This is a genomic window from Cellulosimicrobium sp. NPDC030954 (genome assembly GCF_055571305.1).
In genome coordinates this window covers 229,123-254,990 of the sequence record NZ_JBVIFN010000001.1, presented here as the reverse complement: position 1 = coordinate 254,990, position 25,868 = coordinate 229,123, and the positions used below count along the sequence as shown (strand labels likewise).

Below are 25,868 nucleotides of genomic sequence, written 5' to 3'. Positions count from 1 at the left end.
GGGGACACCCTAGCGGAGCCGGACACCGCGGGCATATCCGGCACGACCCCGAGAATCCCCTGGCGCGACCCTCAGACCAGCGGCTTCGCGAAGCAGAGCGCGACGTGGTTGTCCCCGACGTAGGGCGGGAACGTGTGGACGGCGCGGTAGCCGAGCGAGCGGTAGAGCGCGATCGCGCCCGGCTGGCGGATGCCCGTCTCGAGCAGGAGCCGGGCCGCCCCGCGCTCGCGCGCGACCGCCTCGAGCCCGTCGAGCAGCCTGCGGGCCGTCCCGGTCCTGCGCGCCCGTGCGCGCACGAAGACCTTCTTCACCTCGAGCGCGTCCGCGGGCGCCCCGGGCGCGGGGCGACGCAGCGACGCGCACCCGACGGCCTCACCGTCCCGGTACGCGACGAGGGTCGCCACGACGTCGGCGCCCAGGCGTGCGTCGACCACGTCGAACCCGCCGGCGGCGTCGAACGCCGCGAACAGCTCGGGGTAGAGGATCGCCGAGGACGTCTCGTGCATCTCGCGCCGCAGAGTCGCCGCGTCCGGGTCGTCCCACGGCACGGCGCGGACCTCCAGGACCCCACGAGCAGACGTGGTCACGGACTCGCGCGGGGTCGCGGTCGACCGCGCGTCGAGCGTCCCGGGCCCGCCGATCGCCGCCGACGTCTCGTCCACGGCGCCGGTGCCGACGCCCGTACCCCGCGCCGTCCTGAGGTCGAGCGCGAAGCAGCGCGAGAGCAGGTGCCCCGCGTAGTGGCCGTACGACTCGATCGGGACGTACCCGAGCGAGAGGTAGAGGTCGATCGACTCGGGCTGGAGCGTCCCGGTCTCCAGGACGACGCGCTCGAGACCGGCGTCGACAGCGTGCCGGTGCACGGCCCGCATCGCGGTGCGCGCGTGACCGTGGCCGCGGTGGTCGGGCTCGACCCAGAGGCGCTTCACCTCGCCGGTGCGCGCGGGGTGCGCGCCGCCGCGGCCGTCGGGAGTGCCCGACACGTCCCGCAGCGCGACGAACGCGACCGGCTCGCCGGCCGACCGGACCACGAGGTTCGCGACCGACGCCTCGGGCTCGAACGTGCCCGCGTCGGGCTCGCCGTAGCGCACGGCGAGCTCCGCCTGCTGACGGGCGCGCAGGAGCTCGGCCGCGGCGTCGTCCCCGGGGACGGCCTCGACGGTGACGTGCGCGCCCGGGCGTCCGACGCCGTCGGGCCGGACGCGCGGGGACGCGCCCGTCACGCCGACCTGGTCATGCGCGGACGAGCGCGCCCAGGACCGACGTGAAGAAGCCGAGCCCGTCGGTGCCCGCGCGGGGTCCCGCCTCGTTCGCCGGGCCGAAGCCCGCCTCGACGGCGTGCTCGGGGTGCGGCATCAGGCCGACGACGTTGCCCGCCGCGTTCGTGATGCCCGCGATCCCACGGCGCGACCCGTTCGGGTTCCAGCCGTCGTAGCGGAAGACGACGCGACCCTCCGCCTCGAGCTCGTCGAGCGTGCGGTCGTCCGCGACGAACTGGCCGTCCTGGTTCTTCAGCGGGACGGTGATGCGCTGGCCGACCGTGTAGTCGCGCGTCCAGGCCGTGTCCGCGTTCTCGACCACGAGCACCTGCTCGCGGCAGATGAAGTGCAGGTGGTCGTTCTTGACCATCGAGCCGGGCAGCAGGTGGGCCTCGGTGAGGACCTGGAAGCCGTTGCAGATGCCCAGGACGGGCATGCCGCCCGCCGCCGCGTCGACGATCGACTCCATGACGGGCGCGAAGCGGCTGATCGCGCCCGCGCGCAGGTAGTCGCCGTAGGAGAAGCCACCGGGCAGGACGACCGCGTCGACGCCGTGCAGGTCGGCGTCCGCGTGCCACAGCGACACGGCCTCGCCGCCCGCGAGGCGCACCGCGCGCGCCGCGTCGCGGTCGTCCAGCGTGCCGGGGAACGTGACGACGCCGATCCGCGCCGTCGCGAGCGTCGCGCCGGACATCAGGCGAGCCCCTCGGACGTGATCGTCGCGGCGGCGTCCGCCTCGATGTCCGCCACACGCACGACGTCCTCGATGACCGGGTTCGACAGGACCTTGACCGCGGCCTCCTGGGCGGCGGCGAGGACCTCCGGCGTGACCGGGCCGTCGACCTCGAGCTCGAACCGCTTGCCCTGGCGCACGGACGTGAACTGGGTGAAACCGAGGCGCGGCAGCGCCCCGACGACGGCCTTGCCCTGCGGGTCCAGGATCTCGGGCTTGGGCATGACCTCGACGACGACGCGTCCCACGGGGGCTCCTTGGCGAGAGAGTTCGGGAGAGCCGGGGCTCCGGGATCCCGCCCACGTCACGGTCGTCGAGGACGGCCGGTGGGACGGGGCGAGCGGGAGCCGACGGCGGGATTCCGCGGCCAGTCTACCGGGCGCGCACGACGCTTCCGGCGGGCGTCCGCACCCTGGCACGACGGCGCGGCTCAGGCTCCGGCCGCGCGCGGCGGGTCCGTCGGGGTGTCCACGGGGATGTTGCCGTCGAGCACGTGCTTTCGCCACGCGCGCGCGACGTGCGAACGGCGGAAGAGCAGCCCCCCGCCGAGGAACGTCCCGCACCACAGGAGGATCAGCCACAGTTCGGGCCTGCTGACGTCGTCCGAGAACAGGACCTGCGCCAGCACCGGCCAGCCGTAGAAGATCGCGAGAGCGGTCCCGAGCCCCGTCATGGTCACGCGCCAGGGGTAGAGCAGGCCGTGGATGTCGTCGGCCACCCATCACCAGTAGCGCGACGGGAGCCGGGCGTCGAACAGCCGGTACAGCAACCAGCGCCCGAGCGGCGGGTGCTCCCGCCGGCGCAGCGCCCAGCCCGCGCGCACCAGCCCCCACGCCTCGCGCGCGCCGATGCCGTGCGGCGCCCCGCCGTCGTCGGGCGCGGGCGCGAGGTCGAGCAGGACCGCGAGCGCCTCGTCGCCGTGGAGGCGGCGCCAGCGCGGCGGGTAGGCGCGGAGCCAGAACCGGGCGGACCGTTCGTACCGGTCGGCGCCGCCCGCGCTCACGCGCCGCTCCCCGCGAGACCGTCGGCGGCGCCCGCCGGGCCGTGGCGCTCCAGGGACCGCCGCGCACGCTCGGCGAGCTCGGCGAGGCGGAGAGTCTCCGCCCGGGCCGCTCGGCGCCCGTCGTCGGTAGCGCGGTAGTAGCGCCGGAGGCGGCCGTCGACGACCTCCTCGCCGGTCGGCTCGACGAGCCCGGCCCCGACGAGCCGGTCGAGGTTGCCGTAGAGCGTGCCGGCCCCGAGCCGGGTGCGGCCGTCGGACAGCTCGCGCACGGCCTGGATCACCGCGTACCCGTGCCGCGGCTCCGCGCTGAGGGAGAGCAGCACGAGGTACGCCTGCTCGGTCATGCGGAACGCGGGAGGACTCGGCGCCATGAACGATATGTATCGGATGACGACCTATAGAGCCAGCCCTCGACGCGTGTCGGAGGGTGCGGCTAGAGTCGAACACGTGTTCGAGACGCACGCTCGGGCACGGTGCGAGGGCGGGGTCCTGCCCCTTCCCCGCCCTCGCACGAACTGGTCCCACGACGCAGGGAGGTCCGCGTGGCAGCACCGCTCGCACCTGCTCCGACCGCCGAGCGCGGCAGGGCTCGTCCGACGCCGCAGACCGTCGCGCGCGTCCTCACGCGCGACGAGACCTGCGTGTTCCCCGGGTGCCGTGTCCCGGCGTTCCGCTGCGACCTCGACCACGTCGTGGCCCCGCGGCCGGGCGCGGACGACGACGCCGCGGCCGCCGCACAGGAGGCCGACAACCTCGTCGCGCTCTGCCGGCACCACCGCGTCGTCCGTGCCCGCGACGGCTGGCGGCCCGCCCTGCTCGCCGACGGCTCGGTCCGGTGGACCGCGCCGAGCGGGCACACCTACGTGCGCCCGGGCGCCGCCCGGACCGCCTGACGGCGAGACCGGTCGACCGACTGACAGCCTCAGCCGAGCGTCGAGCCCGTGAGGCGCTCGTACGCCTCGAGGTACCGGGCGCGGGTGCGCGTGACGACCTCGGCGGGGATCGACGGCGGCGGGGTGTCGGACGCGCGGTCCCACCCGGACGCGGGCGAGACGAGCCAGTCGCGGACGAACTGCTTGTCGTAGCTCGGCTGCGCGCGCCCCGGCTCCCACTGGTCCGCGGGCCAGAACCGCGACGAGTCGGGCGTGAGCACCTCGTCCCCGAGGACGGTCTGGCCCGTGGTCGGGTCCACGCCGAACTCGAGCTTGGTGTCCGCGAGGATCACGCCGCGCTCGCGCGCGACCTGCTCGGCACGCGCGTAGACGGCGAGGGTCAGGTCGCGGAGGCGCGTGGCGTCGTCGAGGCCGATCTGCGCGGCGACCGCGTCGAACGAGACGTTCTCGTCGTGCTCGCCGACGGCCGCCTTGGTCGCGGGCGTGAAGATCGGCTCGGGGAGCCGCGAGCCGTCGACCAGCCCGGCAGGTAGCGGCACGCCGCAGACCTCTCCCCCGGCGCGGTACTCGACGAGCCCGGAGCCGGTGAGGTAGCCGCGCGCCACGCACTCGACGGGGAACATGTCGAGGCGGCGGCAGATCATCGCGCGCCCGGCGACGACGTCGGGCACGAGTCCGTCGCCCGGCTCCGACGACACCTCGGTCGACACGACGTGGTTCGGCACGAGGTCGGCGAGCTGCTCGAACCACCACAGGCTGAGCTGGGTGAGCACGACGCCCTTGTCGGGGATGCCGGGCGACAGCACGTGGTCGTAGGCGCTGACCCGGTCGCTCGCGACGACGAGCACGACGTCGCCGAGCGGGTGCACGCCGCCGACGGCGGGCAGGTCCGGCGCGTAGAGGTCGCGCACCTTGCCGGAGTACACGTGCGTCCAGCCGGGCAGGTCGAGCGCCGCGGTGTCGAGCGCGTCCACCTCGCCGAGCGAGAGGGCCGAGGCAGGGTCCTGAGGGGTGTCGGTCACGGCCCCTAGTCTCGCACCGGCCGTAGCGGGCGCGGCACCGTGTCCGACGACCGGTCGGTCAGCCTGTCAGCCTGCCTCGCCGGACCGGCGGTCCGACCTGGCGGCTCGAACAGGCGTCCCGTCCCGGCGGCCCCTCGGACGGCGCCGAGACGCCTCGCCCGACGGCACGGGACCGCGACCACCGCCGAGCCCGGCGCGACGAACGCCGCCGAAGCCGCTACTGTGCCGTCAGGACGGTCGTGGGAGCGCTCCCTCACCGTCGGGGGCCTGCATCGGAGCGACCCCCTCGGGGGCGCCTGCACCGCTGTCCCGGCCCGGCCGACGACGGCGGGGTCGACATCCGCACCGAGGAGGCAACGATGCACCACGGCACGATGCACCATCGCCTGACAGCGCTAGCAAGCGGGATCGGGGTGGTCGTCGCGAGCGTCGGGCTCGCGACGGCCGCGAGCGCGAGCGCACCCGCCGGCACCCCGACGTCCGCCGGGAGCGCGGTCCCCGCGCTGCTCGCCGGGCCCGTCCCGAGTCCTGACGACCTGTCCCCCGGCCAGCTCCACGCGCTCGAGCGCGACCTGGGCCTCGACGCGGCCGGCGTCGCGGACCGCCTCGCGCTCGACGCCGCGACCGGCGCCGTCGAGCAGGCACTGAGCGGCGGCCTGGGCGCGGCGTACGCCGGCACGTGGGTCGACGCCGACGCCGCGACGCCCGTCGTCGCCGTCACCGACCCGGCCGCGGTCCCCGAGGTCGAGGCGGCGGGCGCCGAGGCCGTCGTCGTGGAGCGCGGCCTCGCCGAGCTCGACGCCGTCGCCACCGGGCTGGACCAGGTGTCGACGCCCGACGCCGTCCAGGCCTGGTACGTCGACGTGACGACGAACGAGGTCGTCGTCGAGTCGCTCGACCCGGCCGCTGCGGAGGCGTTCGTCGCGGCCTCGGGGGTCGACCCGGCCGCCGTCCGCACCGAGGTCGTCGACGCGCCGTACGAGCTCACGGCCGACGTGCGCGGCGGCGACCGGTACATCACCCGCGACCCGGGCGCGTCGTCGGGGTCGGCGTGCTCGATCGGCTTCGCCGTCCAGGGCGGCTTCGTCACGGCCGGGCACTGCGGCGCCGCGGGCAAGGAGGTGCTCACGGCGGGCTGGGCGCGCATGGGCACCGTCCAGGCGGCATCGTTCCCCGGCCACGACTACGCCTGGGTGCGCGTCGACGCCGGGTTCTCCCCCGTCCCGCGGGTCAACAACTACGCGGGCGGCACGGTCGACGTCGCCGGGTCCGCCGAGGCGCCGGTGGGCGCGTCCATCTGCCGCTCCGGCGCGACGACGGGCTGGCGCTGCGGCGTCATCGAGCAGAAGAACATCACCGTGAACTACGGCAACGGCGACATCCCCGGCCTCGTGCGCGGCAGCGCGTGCGCCGAGGGCGGCGACTCGGGCGGCTCCGTGATCTCGGGGAACCAGGCGCAGGGCGTGACCTCGGGCCGCATCAACGACTGCTCCAACGGCGGCAAGTTCATCTACCAGCCCGTCAACCCGATCCTCTCGGCGTACGGGCTGTCGCTCGTCACGACCGGCGGCGGGTCGGGCAGCGCGCTCGTCGGGCTCGCGGGCAAGTGCATCGACGTGCCGGGCTCCGACTTCAGCGACGGCAAGCGGCTGCAGCTCTGGACGTGCAACGGCACGAACGCCCAGCGGTGGACGTTCGAGTCCGACGGCACGGTCCGCGCGGGCGGCAAGTGCATGGACGTGGCCTGGGCCGCCACGGCCGACGGGACCGCCGTCCAGCTCGCGAACTGCAGCGGCCACCCCGCCCAGCAGTTCGTGCTGAGCGGCGCGGGCGACCTCGTGTCCGTCCTCGCGAACAAGTGCGTCGACGTGCCGAGCAGCAACAGCACCGACGGGACGAAGCTCCAGATCTGGACGTGCAACGGCACCGCGGCCCAGAAGTGGCACCGAGCCTGACAGGACCCCCAGGGCGCCGAACACGACATGGCGGTCGTTATCAGCGTGAAAGCGACCGTCATGTCGTGTTCGACGGCGGGAGAGGTCGTGCTCGACGGGCGCCCGGGCGCGTCGGGGTCGGGCGGGCTGCCCGACGGCGGGGCGTCAGCCCGCGAGCGTGACCTCGCCCGCGGCGGCCCGCGCCGCGATGTCGGTGCGGTGGTGCGAGCCCGGGAGCACGATGCGGTCGACCGCCGCATACGCCCGACGGCGCGCCTCGGCGAGGTCGGCACCGCGCGCCACGACCGACAGCACCCGGCCGCCCGAGGCGACCAGGCCGCCGTCGTCCCCCCGCGACGTGCCTGCATGCAGCACGTGCACGCCCTCGACGTCCTCCGCCGCGTCGATGCCCGTGATGACGTCGCCGCCGCGCACCGCGCCCGGGTAGCCGTGCGCCGCGACGACCACGGTGACCGACGCGTCGTCGTGCCAGCGCAGCGCGCCGACCTCGGCGAGGCGGCCCTGCGCCGCCGCGAGCATCACGGCGGACAGCGGCGTGGCGAGGCGCGTGAGCACCGACTGCGTCTCCGGGTCGCCGAACCGCGCGTTGAACTCGACGACGCGCGTCCCGCGGCTCGTCAGCGCGAGCCCCACGTACAGGACGCCGACGAACGGCGTGCCGCGCCGCGCCATCTCGTCGATCGTCGGCTGCGCGACGCGCGTGACGACCTCGTCGACCAGCCCCTCCGGCGCCCACGGCAGCGGGCTGTAGGCGCCCATGCCGCCCGTGTTGGGGCCGGCGTCGGCGTCGAACGCGCGCTTGAAGTCCTGGGCGGGGGCGAGCGGGACGACGGTCGCGCCGTCGCTCACGCAGAAGAGCGAGACCTCCGGGCCGTCCAGGTACTCCTCGACGACGACGCGCGGGTCCTCGGGCATGCCGTCCGCGGCCCGGCGCGGGGTCGCGAAGCACGCGGCGGCGTGCTCGAGCGCGGCCTGCCGGTCCTCCGTGACGACGACGCCCTTGCCCGCGGCGAGGCCGTCGTCCTTGATGACGTACGGGGCGCCGAACGCGTCGACCGCGGCCGCGACCTGGTCGACGTCGGTGCACACGTGCGCGAGGGCCGTCGGGACGGACGCCGCCGCCATGACGTCCTTGGCGAACGCCTTGGAGCCCTCGAGGCGTGCGGCCTCGGCGCTCGGCCCGAACACCGGGATCCCCGCCGCGCGCACCGCGTCCCCGACGCCCGCGACGAGCGGCGCCTCCGGGCCGACGACGACCAGGTCGACGCCCAGGTGCGTGGCGAGCGCGGCCACCGCGGCGCCGTCGTTCTGGTCGACGGCGTGCAGCGTCGCGAGGCCCCCGATGCCGGGGTTCCCGGGAGCGGCGTGCAGCTCGTGGGGCTCGGAGCCCGGGCGGTCGGCCTCGTGCGCGAGGGCGTGGACGATGGCGTGCTCGCGGGCACCGGTCCCGACGACGAGGATCTTCACGGGCGCCGAGTCTACCGAGACGGCCCGGACGCCCCGCGGGGCGTCCGGGCCGTGGTCGGCGCGCGTCGTCAGTTCAGGGACGGCGGCTCAGTGGATGAGGTCGTGCCGCGGGATGATCGCATCGCGGCTCGGGCCGACGCCGATCGCGGAGATGCGCGTGCCCGACATCTCCTCGAGCGCGAGCACGTAGCGCTGCGCGTTCGTCGGCAGGTCCTCGAACGTGCGGGCGCCGGAGATGTCCTCCTGCCAGCCGTCGAGCTCCTCGTAGATCGGCTTCGCGTGGTGGAACGCGGTCTGGTCGAGCGGCATCTCGTCGTAGCGGACGCCGTCCACGTCGTACGCGACGCACACCGGCACCTTCTCGAAGCCGGTGAGGATGTCGAGCTTGGTGAGCACCATGTCCGTGATGCCGTTGACGCGGGTCGCGTAGCGCGCGATGACCGAGTCGTACCAGCCGCAGCGGCGCGCGCGGCCGGTCGTCACGCCGTACTCGCCGCCCTGCTTGAGCAGGTACTCGCCGTTCGCGTCGAACAGCTCGGTGGGGAACGGGCCCTCGCCCACGCGCGTCGTGTACGCCTTGATGACGCCGATGACGGAGCTGATGCGCGTCGGCCCGACGCCCGAGCCGGTGAGCGCGCCGCCCGCCGTCGCGTTGGACGACGTGACGAACGGGTAGGTGCCGTGGTCGACGTCGAGCATCGTGGCCTGCCCGCCCTCGAAGAGGACGTTCTTGCCCGCGTCGAGCGCCTTGTTCAGCTCGAGCGCCGTGTCCGCGACCATCGGCTTGAGCCGCTCGGCGTACTGCAGCAGCTCGGCCACGGTCTCGTCGACCGTGATGGCACGGCGGTTGTAGACCTTCACCAGCAGGTGGTTCTTCTGGTCGAGCGAGCCCTCGATCTTCTCCGCGAGGATCTTCTCGTCGAAGAGGTCCCAGATGCGGATGCCGACGCGGTTGATCTTGTCCGCGTAGGCCGGGCCGATCCCGCGGCCGGTCGTGCCGATGCGGCGCTTGCCGAGGAACCGCTCGCTCACCTTGTCGATCGTGCGGTGGTAGCCCGCGATGACGTGCGCCGAGCCCGAGACGAGCAGGCGGGAGACGTCCACGCCGCGCGAGATCAGGTCGTCGAGCTCCTGGAACAGGACCTCGATGTCCACGACGACGCCGTTCGCGATGACCGGCGTGACGCCCGGGGACAGGATGCCCGACGGCAGCAGGTGGAGCGCGTACTTCTCGTCCCCGATGACGACCGTGTGGCCGGCGTTGTTGCCGCCGTTGAACTTGACCACGTAGTCGACCCGGGAGCCGAGCAGGTCGGTCGCCTTGCCCTTGCCCTCATCGCCCCACTGGGCACCGACGAGCACCACGCCTGGCATGGAATCCCCACTTTCGCACTGCCTGTTCCTCGGGCCGGTCATGGTCGTGGGCGCACCGGCGTCCGGAGCGGAGCGGGCAGGTCGTGCCCGACGGCGCTGGGCCCGCGGGCCCGAGGCGTCACCCGGGCGGCAGTCACCCGGGGACCGGCGCCGAGTTTACCGGCCATTGACCTTTCGGGCGTCCGTCGTCCACGGCGCGTCCGCCGAGCCCGTGATCGCTCCTCATCGTGCGGCCGGCGTGGGGAGCGACCCCGCGTTCGGCACGTTCCGGTGCCGGGCGCATCCCGGGCGGGCAGAATGGCTCCATGAGCGACACGCACGCGAACCTCCTCGACGGCCCTGCGCCGGTCCGTCTTCCCGACGACTACGCGCACGTCCGCGACGCCATCGCCGCCGACGGCGACCCGTACGAGATCGCGGCCCGCACCCCCGCCAGCTCGCTCGCGTGGGCGTACCTCGCGGAGGACTTCCTCCACGAGAACGGCTCCCGCGGCGCCGTGACGGCCTACGCGTTCGCGCGCACCGGCTACCACCGGGGCCTCGACTCGCTGCGCCGGGCGGGCTGGCGCGGGCAGGGCCCGATCCCGGCCGACCACGTCCCGAACCAGGGCTTCCTGCGCGCGCTGCTCGCGCTCGCGGAGTGCGCGGCGTACATCGGCGAGGTCGAGGAGGCCGAGCGCTGCGAGCAGTTCCTGCGCGACTCCGGCACGTCGGCCGACGAGGTCCGCGGGCTGCGCTGACGGCTCCGGGTCGCGCGACCGTCGTCCAGGGGCGGTGGACGCGCGACCCACCCGGGCGACGATTAGAGTCGACGACATGATCGAGATCGCCACGTCACCCGCGACGACGACCCTCGTCATCGCCGGGGACCTCGATCTCGCCGAGCGTGACCAGTTCCCGGAGATCGCGGCGCGCGTCGTCGGGCTGCGCCGTCAGCTCCTCGTGATCGACATGTGCCGCGTGACGTTCATGGACTCCACCGGCGCCGCGTTCCTCATCTCGCTCGCGGACTCGGGGCGCAAGCGCGGGGGCGCCACGGTGCTGCGCGGCTGCGACGACCGCGACCTGTTCGTGCTGGAGGTGTGCGGGGCGCTCGAGCTGTTCCGCATCGACTCCGACCACCGCTGCGAGCCCGCGACGCCGCCGTCCGGCTTCGCGAAGGTCGAGCCCCCGGCCTGACGGCCGGGCCCGCGGGGGCGACCGCCTATCGACCCGACGGCCGCAGCGTGGCCCAGACGAGCTTGCCGGACGCCGTCGGGCGCCAGCCCCAGTCCGCGAGCCGCTCGACGATCTGCATGCCGAACCCGCCCATACGGTTCGGGTGCCCGTCCGTCGGGACGGGCGGCGCCGGGTTGGAGTCCTCGACCTCGACGCGGATGCCGTCGCCCGTGTCGAAGAGGCGCAGCGCCAGGTGCCCCCAGCCGTGCAGCACGCCGTTCGCCACGAGCTCGGAGACCACCAGCTCCGCGTTCGCGCTGTCCCGCACGCCCCACGCCTGGCACGTGCGCACGACGGCGTGCCGCGCGCGCCCGATCGACGCGGGCTCGCTCGGCAGGAGCCAGCGGCGGCTGCGCGGGCTGAGCACGACGGCCGACGCGTCGTGCACCGGGTCGGGGATGCGCACGACGACGAGCGCGACGTCGTCCTCGGGGGCGTCCGCGAGGCGGGACAGGAGCTCCTCACCCACGCCCGCGGCGTCGACGGCCGTCACGGCCTCGGACGCGGCGACGAGCGCCTCGAGCCCCACCCGCAGGGCGCGGTCGCGGCGCTCGATGAGGCCGTCGGTGTAGAAGACGAGCGTGTCGCCCGGGGCGAGCGCCGCGACGCCCGTCGACCGGCTGCGGCCGCCGAACCCGACGAGCGCGCCCCCGGCGTCGTCGAGCTGCGTCACCGTGCCGTCCCGCAGCAGGAGCGGGGGCAGGTGCCCGGCTCGCGAGTACTCGATGCGCCACGCGTCGTCGGGCTGCTCGGCGTCGGGCTGGGTGAGCGCCGCGTAGACGAGGCTCGCGGAGCGCGGGATGCGCATGCCCTGCACGAGCTGGTCGACGCGCTCGAGCACCGGTCCCGGCGTCGTGAGCTCGTACGCGTACGAGCGCACGACCGAGCGGAGCTGGCCCATCGCCGCCGCCGCCTCGACGTCGTGGCCCACGACGTCGCCGATGACGAGCCCGACGACGTCCGGCGCGATCTGCAGGACGTCGTACCAGTCGCCGCCGACCTGTGCGTGCTCCGAGTTGGGCGCGTAGTAGGTCCAGACGTCGAGCCCGGTCACGTCGGCCTGCTCGGGCAGCATCGCGCGCTGCAGCGTCTCGGCGAGGCGGTGCTCGCGCGCGTAGAGCCGCACGTTGTCGATCGCGGTGCCGGCGCGGCGCGCGATGACCTGGAGGAGCGTGCGCACGCCCTCGCGCGCCTCCGCCTCGGTGCCGAGCCCGTGCTGCGCCGCGTCGGGCGCGTCGCCCGTGACGAGCAGGCCGAGGATGCGCCGGCGGCCCGGGACCGCGGTCACCGTCACGGAGCCCGGCCGGTGCGGCAGGCCCGAGTGCCGGTGGTGCAGGTCACGCTGGAGCCAGCCGGACGCCGACCACTGCGGGTACGTGGCGGACAGGTCGAGCGTCACGGGGCCCTCGATGCGCCCGTCCAGGACGTCCTGGACGCGGTCGGGCACGTCCACGAGGCGCACGCGCGGGACGGAGCCGGTGACGGCCGCGGAGTCGCCGAGCGCGTCGGTCGTGTGCAGGCCGGGCGCGACGGGGAACGCCCCTGGCGTGTAGCGGCCGTGCCGCTGCCCGCGCCCGCTCGGGGGCGCGGCCGTGTCGACGCCCTCGGCGTACCGGAGCCCGTCGTCGTTGAGGTAGAAGCCGGCCCAGTCGACGACGTACCCCGCGAGGAGCTGGGTGATGTCGCGCAGCGCGTACGGCTGGTCGAGGTCGGCGAGGAGGTCCGAGCTGCGGGAGACGACGTCGAGCACGGCACGCTCGCGCCGCTCCAGCGCGAGGGACGCGACCTGGGCCGCGTACCGCTCCAGGTGCTCGGAGACGTCGACCTGCACCCCGACCCAGTGGGTGACGGTACCGTCCGGGCCGGCGAGCGGGGCGAGCGAGAGCTGGGTCCACACGGGGGAACCGTCGCGGCGCAGCGCGCGGACGGTGTGCGTGATCTCGCGCTCCTCCGCGATCGCCGTGCGCAGCTCCTGCGCGTCCACCGGCTCCGAGAGGAGGGACTCGAGGACGTGCGGGCTGCGGCCCAGGACCTCGGCGGCGGCGAACCCGGTCTGGCGCTCGAACGCGGCGTTCACCCACACGATCGGCATCTCGTCCGAGCGGGGACCGGTGACGAACATCGCGACACCGGCGCCCTCCATCGCCCGCGTGCACAGCTCCTGGACGTGCGCGGGCACGTCGGTGCCGAGCCCCGGCGAGCTGCCCATCGTCACCTCCGACGGTCCGTGCGTCGATCGTCTGGAAACCGACGCCACGGTCGCGTTACTGTCCCGACTGGACATTCAACCGTAGATTGGTGCTTCCCGAGACCGGAACGGGTCGGGACCACGCAGAGAGGAGCGCCGGTGCGCGAAGGTACACCCTCGGCCGCCGACCGTCCGGTCGGCGTCGCCGGCGACCCCGCCGGGGCGGGCGACCCGGCGAGCGTGCACGTCATCGTGGGGACGACGCGGGCACGCATCGTCCTCTCGGGCGAGATCGACGCCGACCTCGGCGCCGACCTCCAGGAGGCGACCGCCGCGGCGGAGGACTCCGGGCTCCCCGTCGAGATCGACGCGCACCACGTCACCTTCATGGACTCGTCCGGTGTGGCGTTCCTCGCACGCCTCGCGTCGCGCGGCCCGCACCGGGTCCGCGTCCTGCGCGCCCCGCCGACGGTCCGGTTCCTCCTCGAGGTGACCCGCATCGGCGAGCTGCTCGACATCGTCGACGTGGACCCCGGCTTCGACCTCGACGAGACCCCGGGCGACGGCGCGGGCACCACGGACTGAGGCCGGCCCCACCCCCGCACCGTCACCCTGCTGCACGGTCACCCTGCTGCACGGTCACCCCGCCGCACGGTCGTCCTGTCCGACGGGTCACGACCCGTCGGCACCGGTCGCGACCACCGGCACGACCCACGACGAGGGCCCCCGGTCCGAACGGACCGGGGGCCTTCGCGCGTCCCGAGCCGGCGCGACGCCGGCTCGCGGGGCGTCAGCGGATCTTGTTGCCCGCCGAGCGCAGCTGCTGCGACGCCTCGATGATGCGGGCGGCCATGCCGGCCTCGGCCAGCTTGCCCCAGGCGCGCGGGTCGTAGGCCTTCTTGTTGCCGACCTCGCCGTCAACCTTCAGGACGCCGTCGTAGTTCGAGAACATGTGGCCGACGACCGGACGCGTGAACGCGTACTGCGTGTCGGTGTCGATGTTCATCTTGATGACGCCGAAGTCGACCGCGGCCGAGATCTCCTCGGCCGTGGAGCCCGAGCCGCCGTGGAAGACGAGGTCGAACGGGTTCGCCTTGCCGACCTTCGCGCCGACGGCGTCCTGGATCTCCTTGAGGATCTCCGGGCGGAGCTTGACCGCGCCCGGCTTGTACACGCCGTGCACGTTGCCGAACGTGAGGGCCGTCAGGTAGCGGCCCTTCTCGCCCGTGCCGAGCGCCGCGACCGTCGCGAGGCCGTCCTCGACCGTCGTGTAGAGCTTCTCGTTGATCTCGGCCTCGTGGCCGTCCTCCTCGCCGCCGACGACGCCGACCTCGATCTCGAGGATCGTGCGCGCCGCCTGCGAGAGCTCGAGGAGCTCCGCCGCGATCGTGAGGTTCTCGTCCAGCGGGACGTCCGAGCCGTCGTACATGTGCGACTGGAAGGTCGGCAGACCGCCGTTCTTCACCTGCTCGGCCTCGAGGGCCAGGAGCGGGCGGACCCACGAGTCGAGGTTCTTCTTGACGCAGTGGTCGGTGTGGATCGCGATCTGCACCGGGTAGTTCTTCGCGACCTCGCGCGCGTACGCCGCGAGCGCGAGCGAACCGGCGATGCGGTCCTTGACCGTCGAACCCGAGCCGTACTCGGCGCCGCCCACGGAGACCTGGATGATGCCGTCGGACTCGGCCTCGGCAAAGCCCTGGAGCGCGGCGGTGATGGTCTGCGACGAGGTGATGTTGACGGCCGGGTAGGCGAACGAGCCTGCCTTCGCCCGGTCGATCATCTCGGCGTAGACCTCGGGGGTTGCGATGGGCATGCGGAGCTCCTGTGGAGTCGTGCGGGGTGGACTGTCAGGTCAAAGTCTGGCATGGATGACAGCGCAGGGTCAGGGCCGTTCGACCTGTGGTCGCCCGGTGACCACGCCGCCGCTCGACACGGCCCGCGGGTCCGGGCTCACTGCACCGGCGGCAGCGTGCACAGCAGCGCCGTGACCGCCAGCAGCAGCCCGGCCACCACCAGGAGCACGACGGCAGCGACCGACGGCTGGCGGCTCCGCACGACCACCTCGGCGCGGGCTCCGTCACCGGTCGGGGCGAGTCGACGCAGCACCTCCAGGTCAGCGGCGAGCTGTGCGGTCGGCGTGGTGCTCATCGCCACGTCGCCACGCCGGGCGTCGCTCACGAACGCGAACTCGTGCCGTGCGCCGTCGACCGTCTCGACGACCAGCAGAGTCGTCGTGTGGACGACCCGCGCGATCGACGCCCACGGGATCTCGGTCCGGGTGGTGCGGACGTGCACGACGACCCCCGCACGATCGGCCCGTACGGTCCGCGCCTCGTCGACCAGAAGTCCCAGGAGCACGAGCCACGACAGCACCGCCGTCCCCCAGGCCGCCACCGACCCGGGATCGATGTCGACGAGCATCCACCGCACGCCCGCCGTCCCGAACAGCGCGACGACAGCCACGGCACCGATCACCATGGCGGCCTGGGCGATTCGGAGGACCGCGCGACGCCCGGCGTCCGGGTAGGCGTACGGGAGACCGGCCACCGCAGCCCGGATCGGCGTGGTCTCCCCGACCGCGGGCACGGGGTCAGGCCTCGCTCAGGATCCCGACCAGGACCAGCGCGCAGAACGCCGTGATCGCGCACAGGGCGAGAGCGGTGACCACCACGGTGGCGGGCCGCTGGTACCACCACGGCCCCGGCTCCATCGGTGCGTCGAGCTCAGCGACGACGCCGGGGGTGGGCCGGGGCACGTCCAGCTCACGGACCTTGCGGACCCGTGCGCGGTTGACCAGGGGCATGACCCACCACGCCAGGAGCCCGATACCCCACCACGACCAGGTCAGCGTCCGCGCGGTCGCCTCCCGGTGGATCGCCTCGCCGCACGACCGGCACATCCAGCCCTTCCACGTGGTCACGCGGTAGAAGATCGCGATGGACCCCAGGGACTGCTGCGCGGTCTTGACGGCGGGTGTGGATCCGCAGAAGCGGCACTCGCCGACGTCCGGCTCCCGCCCGGTCGTCGTCGGCTGGGCGGAGGTCTCGGCACTCATCAGGCTTGCTCCAGATCATGTTTTGTCGGGCTATGTTGCCCGATAGCGGGCGAACCGTAGCAGCGCTGGCTCGCGGCTGTCACCCCCGCTCGTGCGGGCTCACCGCGTGCTCGTCGCCCAGGCGTACATGGCCACGGCGGCAGCCGCCGCGGCGTTGATGGAGCGGGTCGAGCCGTGCTGGGTGATGTGCAGGACGGCGCGGCACGCGGCGACCGCCTCGGGCGTCAGCCCGGTCGACTCCTGCCCGAGCAGCAGCACGCACGACGCGGGCAGCGCGTACCCCTCGATCGGGACGGAGCCCGGGATGTTGTCGACGCCCAGGAGCGGCAGCCCCTCCCCCGCGGCCCAGGTCGCGAGGTCGGCGACGGTCGCGTGGTGGTGCACGTGGAGGTAGCGGTCGGTGACCATCGCGCCGCGACGGTTCCACCGGCGCCGCCCGACGACGTGCACGCCCGCCGCGTTGAACGCGTTCGCGGTCCGCACGACGGAGCCGATGTTGAGGTCGTGCGCCCAGTTCTCGATCGCGACGTGCAGGGAGCGCGCCGGGTCGCGGCGGGCGTCGAGGTCGGCGACGACCGCCTCGACGGTCCAGTAGCGGTAGGCGTCGACGACGTTGCGCCGGTCGCCGTGCGCGAGCAGCTCGGGGTCGTACCGCGGGTCGACGCGGGTCGCCCCGGGCGGGCCCGCAGGGTCCGGGACGCGCGGCCACGCGTCCGGCCCGCCGGGCCAGGGCCCGACCCCCACCTCGCGCTCCTCGGCGCGGTCCTCGGCGCGGTCCTCGGCGCGGTCGCCCTCGTGCCCGACGGCGGGACGCGCCCCGGGCGGCACCTCGCGCGAGGCGTCGGACGGCGTCACGCGCGGGACCCGAGCCAGTCGCGGTAGGTGAGCGTCCCGTAGCGGCGGTCGGGCACGAGGTTGCGGCCCGCGCGGAAGAACTCGCCCAGCGGCCCGGGCAGCGGCACCCCGACGACGGGGCGGCGCGAGCAGTGCGCGGCGCGCCACGCGCGGGCCATGCCGCGGGCGTCGAGGACCTCGGGGCCGCCGATCGTCACCGTCGTCGCGTCCGGTCCCGGTCCCGGCACGCCGCCCGCGGGCGGCGCGCCCTCGGCGGCGTCGACGAGCGCCCGCGCGACGTCGGCGAGCGCGATCGGCTGGAACCGGACCCCGCGCGGCACGGGCAGGAGGCCGAGGCGAGCCCACCGGCCGAGCCGCCCGTCGCGCCCGAGGAAGATCTCGAGGAACTCGTGGAACTGGGTCGCGCGCACGACCGTCGTCGGGACGCCACCGGACGACAGGACCCGCTCCTGCTCGGCCTTCGCGCGGTAGTACCCGTAGTCCCCCTGGTCGACGTTCACGATGGAGAGCACGACGACGCGGCCGACCCCGGCGCGGCGCGCCGCCTCCACGAGGCGACCCGCCCCGACCGTGAAGACCTTCACCGCCCCCGGCGACATCCCGTTGCTCGCGTCGACCACGGCGTCGGCCCCCGCGAACGCCGCGTCGAGCGCGGCCGCGACGACGACGTCGTCGGAGCCGAGGAGGTCGACGCGGTGGTGCGTCGTGCCCGGGAGGCGCGCGCCGTCGTCGGGCGCGTGCCGCGAGACCACGCGCACCTCGTGGCCGCGCGCGACGGCCTCCTGCACGACGGCGCGGCCTGCCGCGCCGGTCCCGCCCACCACCGCGATGCTCGCCATGACGGACATTCTGCCCGGAACCTGCGCGGGACCCCCGGCCGCGCGGGACCTTCACAGGCGGTGCACGCCCGACGTCCGGGCCGGGCGCACCGCCCCCACTACGCTGGTGACCCGTGAACACCCTCGCCGAGCTCGCCTCCGCCCTGCCCGGGGCCGCGCACGCCGCGGGCCTCGGCGCCGCCGGACCCGTCGCCGCCCTGGGCCCGGACTGGATGGACCCGATGACGCTCATCGAGCGGTTCGGCGACGCCGCGCTCGTCGGCATCGTGGTCGTGATCTTCATCGAGACGGGCCTGCTGTTCCCGATCCTGCCGGGCGACTCGCTGCTCTTCACCGCGGGCGCCCTCGTCGCGCAGGACACGCTGCAGATCAGCCTGCCCGTGCTGCTCGCCCTGCTCTTCGCGGCGGCGTTCCTCGGCGACCAGACGGCGTACCTCATCGGGCGGACCGTCGGGCCCAAGGTGTTCGACCGGCCGGACTCGCGGTTCTTCAAGCGCAAGTACATCGACCAGACCAACGCCTACTTCGAGAAGTACGGCGGCCGGACGATCGTCATCGCCCGCTTCGTGCCCATCGTGCGCACGTACGCGCCGGTCGCCGCGGGCGTCGGCAAGATGCACTACCGGCACTTCGTGGGGTTCAACGCGCTCGGCGCGCTGCTGTGGGCCGTGGGCCTCACGTGGCTCGGCTACCTGCTGGGGAACATCACGTTCGTCAAGGACAACATCGAGGCGCTCGTCCTGCTCATCGTGTTCCTCTCCGTGGTCCCGATGATCGTGGAGGTCTGGCGCGGGCGCCGCGCCGAGAAGCGTGCCGCGGCGCTCGAGGCACAGGTCGCGGCCGACGCGGCGGGCACCGACGGCGAGCCGGCCGTCACCGACGGCACGACCGCCGTCGGGCAGGGCGAGAAGGACGGGAAGGACGCCTGAGATGACACGAGAGATCACGAGCTGGCTGACGGACATGGACGGCGTGCTCGTCCACGAGGGGCACGCGATCCCCGGCGCGCCGGAGTTCGTGCGGGCGCTGCGCGACAAGGGCCGCCCGTTCCTCATCCTCACGAACAACTCGATCTTCACGGCCCGCGACCTGCGCGCGCGGCTCGCGACGTCGGGCATCGACGTCCCCGAGGAGTCGATCTGGACGTCGGCGCTCGCGACCGCCCAGTTCCTCAGCGACCAGATCCCGAACGGCAGCGCGTACGCCGTCGGCGAGGCGGGCCTGACGACGGCGCTCTACGAGGCGGGCTACACGCTCACCGAGTCCGACCCGGACTACGTGGTGCTCGGCGAGACGCGCACGTACTCGTTCGAGGCGATCACCAAGGCGATCCGCCTCATCCTCGGCGGCTCGCGCTTCATCTGCACCAACCCGGACACGACCGGCCCGTCCCAGGAGGGCCCGCTACCCGCGACGGGCGCGGTCGCGGCCATGATCACGGCCGCGACGGGCCGCAAGCCGTACTTCGTCGGCAAGCCCAACCCGATGATGTTCCGCTCGGCGCTCAACCGCATCGACGCGCACTCGGAGAAGACGGCGATGATCGGCGACCGGATGGACACGGACGTCGTCGCGGGCATCGAGGCCGGGCTGTACACGTACCTCGTCATGACGGGCTCCACGAAGATGTCCGACGTCGACCGGTTCCCGTTCCGCCCGAGCAAGGTCGTCGACTCCGTCGCGGACCTCGTCGACCTGGTCTGACGCTCACCGCTCCCCCGCACGCACGACGGCGCCCGGTCACCTCGCGAGGTGACCGGGCGCCGTCGTGCGGGGTGCCGGTGGCTCAGGCGGTCGCGACCGCCGACGCGCGACCCGCGCGACGGCGCCGCGCGGTCAGGATCGCCCCGCCCGTGAGCAGCAGGGTCCCGGCGAGGAGCGCGAGGCTGCCCGCGTCCGTCCCGGTCGAGGCGAGGGCACCCGAGTACGCGTCGCACTCCACGTCGCCGCCGATCGGGAAGCTGAACGTCACGGGCGACAGCGCCGTGCCGGCCTCGTAGAACCCGGCGAAGGCCTTCGCCCCGGCCGCCGTGAGGGTCGCGGGAGCGCCGCTCCACGTGATCGTGGAGCCCGACGTCGACTTCTTGCCCGACAGGTCCAGGCTCGCGAACGCGACGCCGTTCGACGAGGACGTGTTGCCCTCCATGTCGCTGCTCCGGACGTCGACGACGAGCGTGCCCGACGAACCGTTCACGACGACGCGCGGGTTGCTGATCCGCAGGTCGAGGATGCCCTCGTGCCCGGAGAACGACACCGAGCCGCCGAAGCTCGCGCGCCCCTTGCCCAGGTCCGTGTTGAACGAGCCCTTGCCGCCGCTCCACGTGAACGCCGAGCCGGAGTCCTGCACGCCGCTCGTCGAGACCGAGCCCTTCGCGATCGGGCCGGTGACGTACGCGCGGAAGCGGTCGCTCACGCCCCACGAGAGGGTCGCGCCGTGGACGCCCTGCGCGAAGCACTGCTCCGTCGCGCTGCCCGAGCCCGTGCCGGTGGTCCCGGTGCCGACGATCGTGATGGGCGCGGACGCCGTGTGGTTCGCGCCGACCAGCAGCAGCGTGTGCTCGCCCGGGGCGACGTCCCTCGGGATCGTCACCGTGGAGGTCGCGGCGCCGCCGGCGTTCGCCGTGACGCCCGTCGCGAGGGTGCGCGGCGTCGAGCGGATCTCCGTGCGGATCCCGGACTCGTTCGCGCCGAAGCCGATGCCGTTGATCGTGACCGCCTCGCCCGGCGCGGCCTGCGACACCGAGAGCGTCGCCTTCGCCGGGTCGACCGTGCCGCCCGTCGAACCGTCACCCGGGGTGCCGATCGTCCCGCCGTCGCCACCGGTGCTCGACGTCGGGGCACCAACGGTGAACGTCACCGGGGCGAGTGCCTCACCAGCGCCGTAGAAGCCGGAGAAGGCCGCGGAGCCGGCTGCCGTGAGCGTCGCCCCGGCGTCCGCGTACGTCACCGCGCCGTCCTTCGCCGTCGTCGGGGTCGGGAGCGCGAGCGTCGCGAACTCGACGCCCTTCGCGGCGAACGTCGTCCCGTCGAGGTTCGAGGACGTCACGTCGAGCAGGAGCGTGCCTGCGCGGGTGCCGTCGATCCGCACGCGGGGGTCGGACACCGTGAGAGAGAGCAGCCCGTCGTGCCCCGAGAACTGGACCGTCCCGCGGTAGCCCGTGGACGTACCCGCCACCGGAGCCGCCCAGGGCGTGGACTGCCAGAACGTGAACGTCTTCCCGGAGACCGCCGCGCCCGCGCTCGCCGTGGCGCCGCCCTTCGCGATCGGGCCCTGGATGTAGTCCACGAACGAGCCGCGCACTCCCCAGCTCAGGCTCCCGACGGTGGTCGGCGTCGTGGGCTCCGGGTCGACCGGTCCGGGCTGCAGGACCGCGACCGGGGTGAACGTGTCGAGGCTGCGGTCGGTCGCGGAGAGGCCGTGCGCCGCCGACGTCGCGACGACGTACTCCTTCGCCGGGTCGAACGAGCCCGCGGGGACGGTCAGCGTCGTCGTGAACGCGCCGTCGACCACCTGCTGCGGCATGACCCAGCCGAGCTGGAGCCACCCGTCCGCGACGAGCGGGCCCGAGCCGTCCCAGATCGACGCGTCGCCGACCAGCACGTACGCGCCGAACCGCGCGCCGTCGCCGACGAACCCGGTGCCCGAGACCGTGAACGTGGTCTCCACCGCCGGGTCCACCGGCGCCGACGGCGACACCGTCACCGTCGGCACGGGCTCCGGAGCCGGGGCCGTGACGGTGAGCGTCGCGCTGCCCGTCACCCCGAGCTCCGACGTCACGACGACGGGGACGGGCCCCGCGGCGGCGTCGGCCGGGACGGTGAGCAGGATCGCGGCCCCGTCGCGCGAGTAGGTCGCGGCCTTGCCGCCGAACGTCACGCCCTTGACGTCGTCGCCCTCGACGAGGCCGCCCACGGTGAGCCGGACGGTGTCGCCGGCCTCGACCGTCGTCGTGGCTGGCGTCACCGTGAGCGACGCGGGGGTGTCGAACGCGACGGGAGCGAAGAGCTCCTGGTCCGCGTTGACGGCGCCGCCGGCGGGGTAGGTGTAGACGCCGTAGCGCCCGCCCTCCAGCGCCGCGGGGTTCTTCACGACGAGGCGTGCCTCGAACGTGCCGTCCTCGGCGATCTCGGTCCAGGCCGCGCGGATCGCCCCTTGGTACTGCGGCGGGACCTGGTCCAGGACGGACGCCGCGAGTGCCCACGACTGCGAACCGACCTTGCGCGTCGACCCCTTGGCGCCCTCCGACGGACGCCACTCCTCCGCGAAGGACCCGAACACGACGTACGTGCCCTGCGGGAGCGTCGCGGGGATCGGCATGCCGTAGCCCCCGACGTTCGCCGCCGGGTCGAAGCCCAAGCCCTTGACGACGATCGTGTCGCCGACCGCGACGGTGGAGTCACCGAGCGGCGTGGTGCCGTCCGCGGCGTAGACGTCGATCGCGGGCTCCCACGCGGGGACCTCGTCCTCGCCGAACGCGAGGGTGACCGGAGCCGTCTTCTTGGCCTCGGCGTTCGCGTCGTTCGGGCCGCTCGCGACGAAGTGCGCGCGCTGGCCCGTCGGCTCGAGGTAGGCGAGGAGGGCGTCCGTGTACTGCTGGGCCGACGACGTCACGAGGACCCGGCCGCTGCCGAGCGCCTCCGGGTCGACGGTGAACGTCGCGACGTCGAGCTGCGTCGCGGCGGACGAGTCGGCCGCGTCCGTGAGGTTGTCCCAGGACACCGCGGCCGACAGCACGCCGTGCCCCGACTCGTCGACGCGCGCGGTGAGGTCCTCGAGCTGGAGCCAGTAGAACGGCGTGTTGCCCGCGTACGTGTTCTTCCAGGTCAGACGGAGAGCGCCGGAGAGCGTCAGGTCGGTGTCGGAGTCGGACCGCTCGACCACGGTGACGGGGAACCCGAAGGTGCCGTCCGCGGTGACGCCGCCCGTGACCTGCTTGTCGTTGTAGTAGGAGAAGACGCGGTCGGAGACCTTCCACGAGACGGTGCCGCGCGTCGTCCCCGGCTCGGCGATCTGCGGGAAGGGCGCGCTGAGAGGCACCTGAGGCTCCGGCTGCTGCACCGAGACTGAGGTGAACGTGTCGAGGCTGCGGTCGGTCGCCGAGAGGCCGTGCGCGGCCGATGTCGCGACGACGTACTCCTTGGCCGGGTCGAGCTTCCCCGCCGGGACGGTGAGGGTCGTGGTGAACGCACCGGCGCGCACCTGCTGCGGCATCACCCAGCCCTGGGCGAGCCAACCGCTCGCGACGAGCGGGCCGCTGCCGTCCCAGATCGAGGCGTCTCCGAGGAGCACGTACGCACCGTTCGCCGCGCCCGCGCCGACGAAGCCGGTGCCGGAGATCGTGAACGTGTTCTCCACCGCCGGGTCCACCGGGGCGGACGGCGAGACGGTGACCTTCGGGTCCACCGCGGGCTCGGGCTCCGGCTCGGGCTCGGGCTCGGCGGCGGTCACGGAGTGCACGACACCGGCCGACGTCGAGGCGACGAAGGCCGCCGGGTCGGCCGGGTCGAAGGTCGCGCTGAGCTCGTGCGCACCGGCGGCGAGGCTCGCCGTCTCCAGGCGCGCGACGCCGTCGGCCACAGGCGCGGTGCCCAGCACGGCGCTGCCGTCACGGAACGCGACCGTGCCCGCTGCGGCGGGCGCGACGGTCGCGGCGAGCGTCACGGTCGTGCCCGCGACGGAGGTGCCCGCCGGCGTCACGGCGAGCGTGGTCGTCGTCGCCTGCGCCGGGGACGCCGGCTCGGGCGACTCGACGCGCGCGGTCAGCGTCGCGATCGGCTTGCCCGCGTACGACGAGAAGTAGGAGGAGACGTCGCCGAGCGACGCCGCGACGGTCCCGTTCGCCACGAACGTCACCTGGTCGCCGTCGCGCGTCGCCGACACGGCGACGTCCGCGACCTTGGCACCGTCGCCCGCACCGGCGTTCACCGTGCCCGCGAAGTCGGCGTAGAGGACGCCGGTCGTGGGGCCGGTGAGGTCGAGGCGCAGGTCGGAGACGGTCACGTCGAGCGCGCCGTGGTGGCCCTGGTAGCGGGTCGCGCCACCGAGCCGCACCGTGCCGGTGCCGGACGCGTCGTCGTACGTGCCGGACGCCGGGCCGTAGGAGGACTGGCCCCCCTGGAGGGCCGGCGTGACCGTGCCCTGCGCGATCGGGCCGGTGACGTAGGACGTCCAGGAGTCGACGAAGTTCCAGGTGGCCGAGCCGCCTGTCACGTCGGTCGGGGCCGCCTGCGCGGGGGCCCCCGCGCCCGCGACGGTCAGGCCGGCGGCGAGGGCCGCGGCGAGGAAGGAGGCGAGGCCGCGGCGGACGCGTCTCGACGAGGAAGTGCGCACAAGGTCTCCCGTGCTGGTCCGGGCGAGGTCCCGGCGGGGAGCGGGACCGACGACGCGGAGCGTGCTGAGGCTCCGTCGTGACGGACCATATAAGGCTCGCCTCACCAAAGCAAGGTAAGCCTGACCTATCTCGATGTGACGCGCGCCTCGTCGCACGTCGCACCGCACGCCTGACCCGCACGACGACGCCCCGCGGCACGGCCACGGGGCGTCGTCGGGCAGGCGGCGGCGCTGCGCCGGGGACCGTCCGGGCTCAGGCGAGGCCGAGGTCCTCCAGGCTGAACAGGAAGTGGTAGGGCACGCCGAGCGCCTCGATCTTCTCGCCCGCGCCCGTCGCGCGGTCGACGATCGTCGCCACCCCGACGACCTCGCCCCCGGCGGCGCGCACGGCCTCGATCGCGGTGATCGGCGACCCGCCCGTCGTCGTGGTGTCCTCGACCACGACGACCTTGCGGCCGGCGACGTCCGGACCCTCGATCTGCCGCTGCATGCCGTGGGCCTTCGCGGCCTTGCGCACGACGAACGCGTCGAGGTCCTGCCCGCGCGAGGCCGCGGCGTGCAGGAGCGCGGTCGCGATCGGGTCCGCCCCGAGCGTCAGCCCGCCCACCGCGTCGACCTCGGCCGTCCCGAGACCGCGCTCCTCGAGGAGGTCGAGGAGCTGGTGCCCGATGAGCGGCGCAGCCCGGTGGTGCAGCGTCACCCGCCGCAGGTCGACGTAGTAGTCCGCCTCCTTGCCCGAGGAGAGCGTCACCCGGCCGTGCACGACGGCGAGCTCGCGGATGAGGTCGAGCAGCTGCTCGCGGGGCGTCGCGGAGAGATCACTGGTCACGCCGCCAGCGTAGTCGGCTCCCGGTTCAGCGGTACTTGCCGATCGCCCGGACGGCCGAGCGCGGCATCGCCCGCAGCGCGGCCGACGCGACGCGGTAGCGGACCGACGGGGTCGAGATGACGACGCCGCGCCGGACGTCCGCGAGCGCCGCGGCGACCACGCGGTCGGCGTCGAGCCACGCGAGGTCCGGCAGGACGGACTTGTCGATGCCCGCGCGGTCGTGGAACTCCGTGTGCGTGAAGCCGGGGCACAGGACGGTCGCAGAGACACCCGTGCCGTGCAGCTCGACGGCGAGCCCCTCCGTGAACGAGCGCACCCACGCCTTCGCGGCAGCGTAGGTGCCGCCCGCGGTGAGCGCCGCGACCGACGCGACGTTGAGGATCGCGCCGCGACCCCGCTCCGTCATCTGGCCCGCGGCCGCGTGCGACAGGACCAGGACGGCCCGGACCATGACGTCGAGCGCGCGCAGCTCGACGTCCAGGTCGCCGTCCACGAAGTGCTGCTGGGTCGCGAAGCCCGCGTTGTTCACGAGCAGCCCGACCGGCCGCTCGTCCGGGCCCCCGGTCGAGGCGAGGCGCTCGGCCACGCGCGCGACGTCGTCGGGCACGGACAGGTCCGCCGGCAGGACCTGGACCCGCACGCCCGCGGCGGCCCGGATCTGGCCCGCGACCTCCTCGAGGCGCGCCTCGTCGCGCGCGACGAGCACGAGGTCGTGCCGCGCCGTGGCGAGTTGCCACGCGAACTCCAGGCCCAGGCCGGCGCTCGCGCCGGTGATGAGTGCTGTCGCCATGGCCACAGCCTACGGGCGGCGGCGCCCGGACCCGGCCGCCACACGGCCGCCGACGTC

The 25,868-nt window shown here is 74.2% G+C and carries 25 protein-coding genes; 7 read left to right on the top strand and 18 right to left on the bottom strand.

From position 1 onward, the window contains the following. Positions 1–71 precede the first annotated feature (71 nt). The 6 genes from ACZ402_RS01080 to ACZ402_RS01055 all read right to left on the bottom strand — a co-directional run bounded on the left by ACZ402_RS01080 (position 72) and on the right by ACZ402_RS01055 (position 3,366). On the bottom strand, positions 72–1,223 hold the full coding sequence (locus tag ACZ402_RS01080) for a GNAT family N-acetyltransferase (RefSeq protein WP_375822626.1): 1,152 nt from the start codon (positions 1,221–1,223) through the stop codon (positions 72–74). A 10-nt stretch (positions 1,224–1,233) separates the two neighbouring features. Next, positions 1,234–1,953, bottom strand: a complete 720-nt coding sequence (gene purQ / locus ACZ402_RS01075; protein WP_375822627.1) for a phosphoribosylformylglycinamidine synthase subunit PurQ — start codon at positions 1,951–1,953, stop codon at positions 1,234–1,236. Further along, on the bottom strand, positions 1,953–2,240 hold the full coding sequence (gene purS / locus ACZ402_RS01070) for a phosphoribosylformylglycinamidine synthase subunit PurS (RefSeq protein WP_375822628.1): 288 nt from the start codon (positions 2,238–2,240) through the stop codon (positions 1,953–1,955). Before purS ends, purQ begins: the two co-directional genes overlap by 1 nt. A gap of 182 nt (positions 2,241–2,422) precedes the next feature. Next, positions 2,423–2,710 (bottom strand): hypothetical protein, encoded by a 288-nt coding sequence (locus tag ACZ402_RS01065; protein WP_375822629.1) that lies wholly within the window; start codon positions 2,708–2,710, stop codon positions 2,423–2,425. Positions 2,711–2,713: 3 nt separating this feature from the next. Next, positions 2,714–2,995, bottom strand: coding sequence for a hypothetical protein (locus ACZ402_RS01060; protein WP_375822630.1), 282 nt, complete (start codon positions 2,993–2,995; stop codon positions 2,714–2,716). Continuing rightward, positions 2,992–3,366 (bottom strand): PadR family transcriptional regulator, encoded by a 375-nt coding sequence (locus ACZ402_RS01055; protein ID WP_375822631.1) that lies wholly within the window; start codon positions 3,364–3,366, stop codon positions 2,992–2,994. Before ACZ402_RS01055 ends, ACZ402_RS01060 begins: the two co-directional genes overlap by 4 nt. A gap of 171 nt (positions 3,367–3,537) precedes the next feature. Here ACZ402_RS01055 and ACZ402_RS01050 point away from each other — a divergent pair, with 171 nt between their 5' ends. Then, positions 3,538–3,888, top strand: coding sequence for a hypothetical protein (locus ACZ402_RS01050; RefSeq protein WP_375822632.1), 351 nt, complete (start codon positions 3,538–3,540; stop codon positions 3,886–3,888). Positions 3,889–3,917: 29 nt separating this feature from the next. Here ACZ402_RS01050 and ACZ402_RS01045 read toward each other — a convergent pair whose 3' ends face one another. Beyond that, the gene (locus ACZ402_RS01045; RefSeq protein ID WP_375822769.1) at positions 3,918–4,862 is read right to left on the bottom strand and encodes a phosphoribosylaminoimidazolesuccinocarboxamide synthase; all 945 of its coding nucleotides are present in this window, start codon (positions 4,860–4,862) and stop codon (positions 3,918–3,920) included. A gap of 407 nt (positions 4,863–5,269) precedes the next feature. Here ACZ402_RS01045 and ACZ402_RS01040 point away from each other — a divergent pair, with 407 nt between their 5' ends. Then, the gene (locus ACZ402_RS01040) at positions 5,270–6,865 is read left to right on the top strand and encodes a ricin-type beta-trefoil lectin domain protein (protein ID WP_375822633.1); all 1,596 of its coding nucleotides are present in this window, start codon (positions 5,270–5,272) and stop codon (positions 6,863–6,865) included. A gap of 144 nt (positions 6,866–7,009) precedes the next feature. Here ACZ402_RS01040 and purD read toward each other — a convergent pair whose 3' ends face one another. Together purD and ACZ402_RS01030 are read right to left on the bottom strand one after the other, a co-directional pair. Beyond that, positions 7,010–8,332: a phosphoribosylamine--glycine ligase gene (gene purD / locus ACZ402_RS01035; RefSeq protein ID WP_375822635.1), complete on the bottom strand. Its 1,323-nt coding sequence runs from the start codon at positions 8,330–8,332 to the stop codon at positions 7,010–7,012. 87 nt (positions 8,333–8,419) lie between these two features. Further along, complete coding sequence (locus ACZ402_RS01030; protein ID WP_375822637.1) at positions 8,420–9,706, bottom strand: adenylosuccinate synthase; 1,287 nt, start codon at positions 9,704–9,706, stop codon at positions 8,420–8,422. Positions 9,707–10,011: 305 nt separating this feature from the next. Here ACZ402_RS01030 and ACZ402_RS01025 point away from each other — a divergent pair, with 305 nt between their 5' ends. Together ACZ402_RS01025 and ACZ402_RS01020 are read left to right on the top strand one after the other, a co-directional pair. Further along, entirely contained in the window at positions 10,012–10,446 is a 435-nt protein-coding gene (locus ACZ402_RS01025) for a DUF3151 domain-containing protein (RefSeq protein WP_375822638.1), read from the top strand. Positions 10,447–10,522: 76 nt separating this feature from the next. Beyond that, positions 10,523–10,885 carry an STAS domain-containing protein gene (locus tag ACZ402_RS01020; protein WP_047233594.1) on the top strand — a complete coding sequence of 121 codons (363 nt, stop codon included), beginning with the start codon at positions 10,523–10,525 and terminating at the stop codon, positions 10,883–10,885. Positions 10,886–10,910: 25 nt separating this feature from the next. Here the strand turns inward: ACZ402_RS01020 and ACZ402_RS01015 are convergent, their stop codons facing one another. Next, positions 10,911–13,133 carry a SpoIIE family protein phosphatase gene (locus ACZ402_RS01015; RefSeq protein WP_375822640.1) on the bottom strand — a complete coding sequence of 741 codons (2,223 nt, stop codon included), beginning with the start codon at positions 13,131–13,133 and terminating at the stop codon, positions 10,911–10,913. 138 nt (positions 13,134–13,271) lie between these two features. Between ACZ402_RS01015 and ACZ402_RS01010 the strand changes: the two genes are divergently transcribed. After that, positions 13,272–13,697, top strand: coding sequence for an STAS domain-containing protein (locus ACZ402_RS01010; protein WP_375822641.1), 426 nt, complete (start codon positions 13,272–13,274; stop codon positions 13,695–13,697). 205 nt (positions 13,698–13,902) lie between these two features. Here the strand turns inward: ACZ402_RS01010 and fbaA are convergent, their stop codons facing one another. The 5 genes from fbaA to ACZ402_RS00985 all read right to left on the bottom strand — a co-directional run bounded on the left by fbaA (position 13,903) and on the right by ACZ402_RS00985 (position 17,861). Then, complete coding sequence (gene fbaA, locus ACZ402_RS01005; protein WP_253055145.1) at positions 13,903–14,925, bottom strand: class II fructose-bisphosphate aldolase; 1,023 nt, start codon at positions 14,923–14,925, stop codon at positions 13,903–13,905. Positions 14,926–15,062: 137 nt separating this feature from the next. After that, positions 15,063–15,698: a hypothetical protein gene (locus ACZ402_RS01000; RefSeq protein WP_375822643.1), complete on the bottom strand. Its 636-nt coding sequence runs from the start codon at positions 15,696–15,698 to the stop codon at positions 15,063–15,065. A 4-nt stretch (positions 15,699–15,702) separates the two neighbouring features. After that, positions 15,703–16,167: a hypothetical protein gene (locus tag ACZ402_RS00995; RefSeq protein WP_375822644.1), complete on the bottom strand. Its 465-nt coding sequence runs from the start codon at positions 16,165–16,167 to the stop codon at positions 15,703–15,705. A gap of 99 nt (positions 16,168–16,266) precedes the next feature. Next, positions 16,267–17,022, bottom strand: a complete 756-nt coding sequence (locus tag ACZ402_RS00990; RefSeq protein WP_375822646.1) for a TrmH family RNA methyltransferase — start codon at positions 17,020–17,022, stop codon at positions 16,267–16,269. After that, the gene (locus tag ACZ402_RS00985) at positions 17,019–17,861 is read right to left on the bottom strand and encodes an SDR family oxidoreductase (protein WP_375822648.1); all 843 of its coding nucleotides are present in this window, start codon (positions 17,859–17,861) and stop codon (positions 17,019–17,021) included. The genes ACZ402_RS00990 and ACZ402_RS00985 overlap by 4 nt, the downstream gene beginning before the upstream one ends. A 113-nt stretch (positions 17,862–17,974) precedes the next feature. Between ACZ402_RS00985 and ACZ402_RS00980 the strand changes: the two genes are divergently transcribed. After that, positions 17,975–18,790: a VTT domain-containing protein gene (locus ACZ402_RS00980; RefSeq protein ID WP_375822649.1), complete on the top strand. Its 816-nt coding sequence runs from the start codon at positions 17,975–17,977 to the stop codon at positions 18,788–18,790. Between the two features lies 1 nt (position 18,791). After that, complete coding sequence (locus tag ACZ402_RS00975; protein ID WP_264029577.1) at positions 18,792–19,565, top strand: HAD-IIA family hydrolase; 774 nt, start codon at positions 18,792–18,794, stop codon at positions 19,563–19,565. Positions 19,566–19,647: 82 nt separating this feature from the next. On the opposite strand, the gene ACZ402_RS00970 is transcribed toward ACZ402_RS00975, so the two are convergent. The 3 genes from ACZ402_RS00970 to ACZ402_RS00960 form a co-directional block, all read right to left on the bottom strand. Continuing rightward, complete coding sequence (locus ACZ402_RS00970) at positions 19,648–24,192, bottom strand: HtaA domain-containing protein (protein WP_465272270.1); 4,545 nt, start codon at positions 24,190–24,192, stop codon at positions 19,648–19,650. Between the two features lie 253 nt (positions 24,193–24,445). Then, on the bottom strand, positions 24,446–25,021 hold the full coding sequence (gene pyrE / locus ACZ402_RS00965) for an orotate phosphoribosyltransferase (RefSeq protein WP_375822652.1): 576 nt from the start codon (positions 25,019–25,021) through the stop codon (positions 24,446–24,448). A 25-nt stretch (positions 25,022–25,046) separates the two neighbouring features. After that, on the bottom strand, positions 25,047–25,811 hold the full coding sequence (locus ACZ402_RS00960; protein ID WP_375822654.1) for an SDR family NAD(P)-dependent oxidoreductase: 765 nt from the start codon (positions 25,809–25,811) through the stop codon (positions 25,047–25,049). Between the last annotated feature and the right edge of the window lie 57 nt (positions 25,812–25,868).

Coding starts and splice junctions, on each gene's coding strand:
- purQ (WP_375822627.1), bottom strand. CDS start 1,953: ATGTCCGGCGCGACGCTCGCGACGGCGCGGATCGGCGTCGTCACGTTC.
- ACZ402_RS01055 (WP_375822631.1), bottom strand. CDS start 3,366: ATGGCGCCGAGTCCTCCCGCGTTCCGCATGACCGAGCAGGCGTACCTC.
- ACZ402_RS01040 (WP_375822633.1), top strand. CDS start 5,270: ATGCACCACGGCACGATGCACCATCGCCTGACAGCGCTAGCAAGCGGG.
- ACZ402_RS01030 (WP_375822637.1), bottom strand. CDS start 9,706: ATGCCAGGCGTGGTGCTCGTCGGTGCCCAGTGGGGCGATGAGGGCAAG.
- ACZ402_RS01025 (WP_375822638.1), top strand. CDS start 10,012: ATGAGCGACACGCACGCGAACCTCCTCGACGGCCCTGCGCCGGTCCGT.
- ACZ402_RS01020 (WP_047233594.1), top strand. CDS start 10,523: ATGATCGAGATCGCCACGTCACCCGCGACGACGACCCTCGTCATCGCC.
- ACZ402_RS01015 (WP_375822640.1), bottom strand. CDS start 13,133: ATGGGCAGCTCGCCGGGGCTCGGCACCGACGTGCCCGCGCACGTCCAG.
- fbaA (WP_253055145.1), bottom strand. CDS start 14,925: ATGCCCATCGCAACCCCCGAGGTCTACGCCGAGATGATCGACCGGGCG.
- ACZ402_RS00995 (WP_375822644.1), bottom strand. CDS start 16,167: ATGAGTGCCGAGACCTCCGCCCAGCCGACGACGACCGGGCGGGAGCCG.
- ACZ402_RS00985 (WP_375822648.1), bottom strand. CDS start 17,861: ATGGCGAGCATCGCGGTGGTGGGCGGGACCGGCGCGGCAGGCCGCGCC.
- ACZ402_RS00975 (WP_264029577.1), top strand. CDS start 18,792: ATGACACGAGAGATCACGAGCTGGCTGACGGACATGGACGGCGTGCTC.
- ACZ402_RS00960 (WP_375822654.1), bottom strand. CDS start 25,811: ATGGCGACAGCACTCATCACCGGCGCGAGCGCCGGCCTGGGCCTGGAG.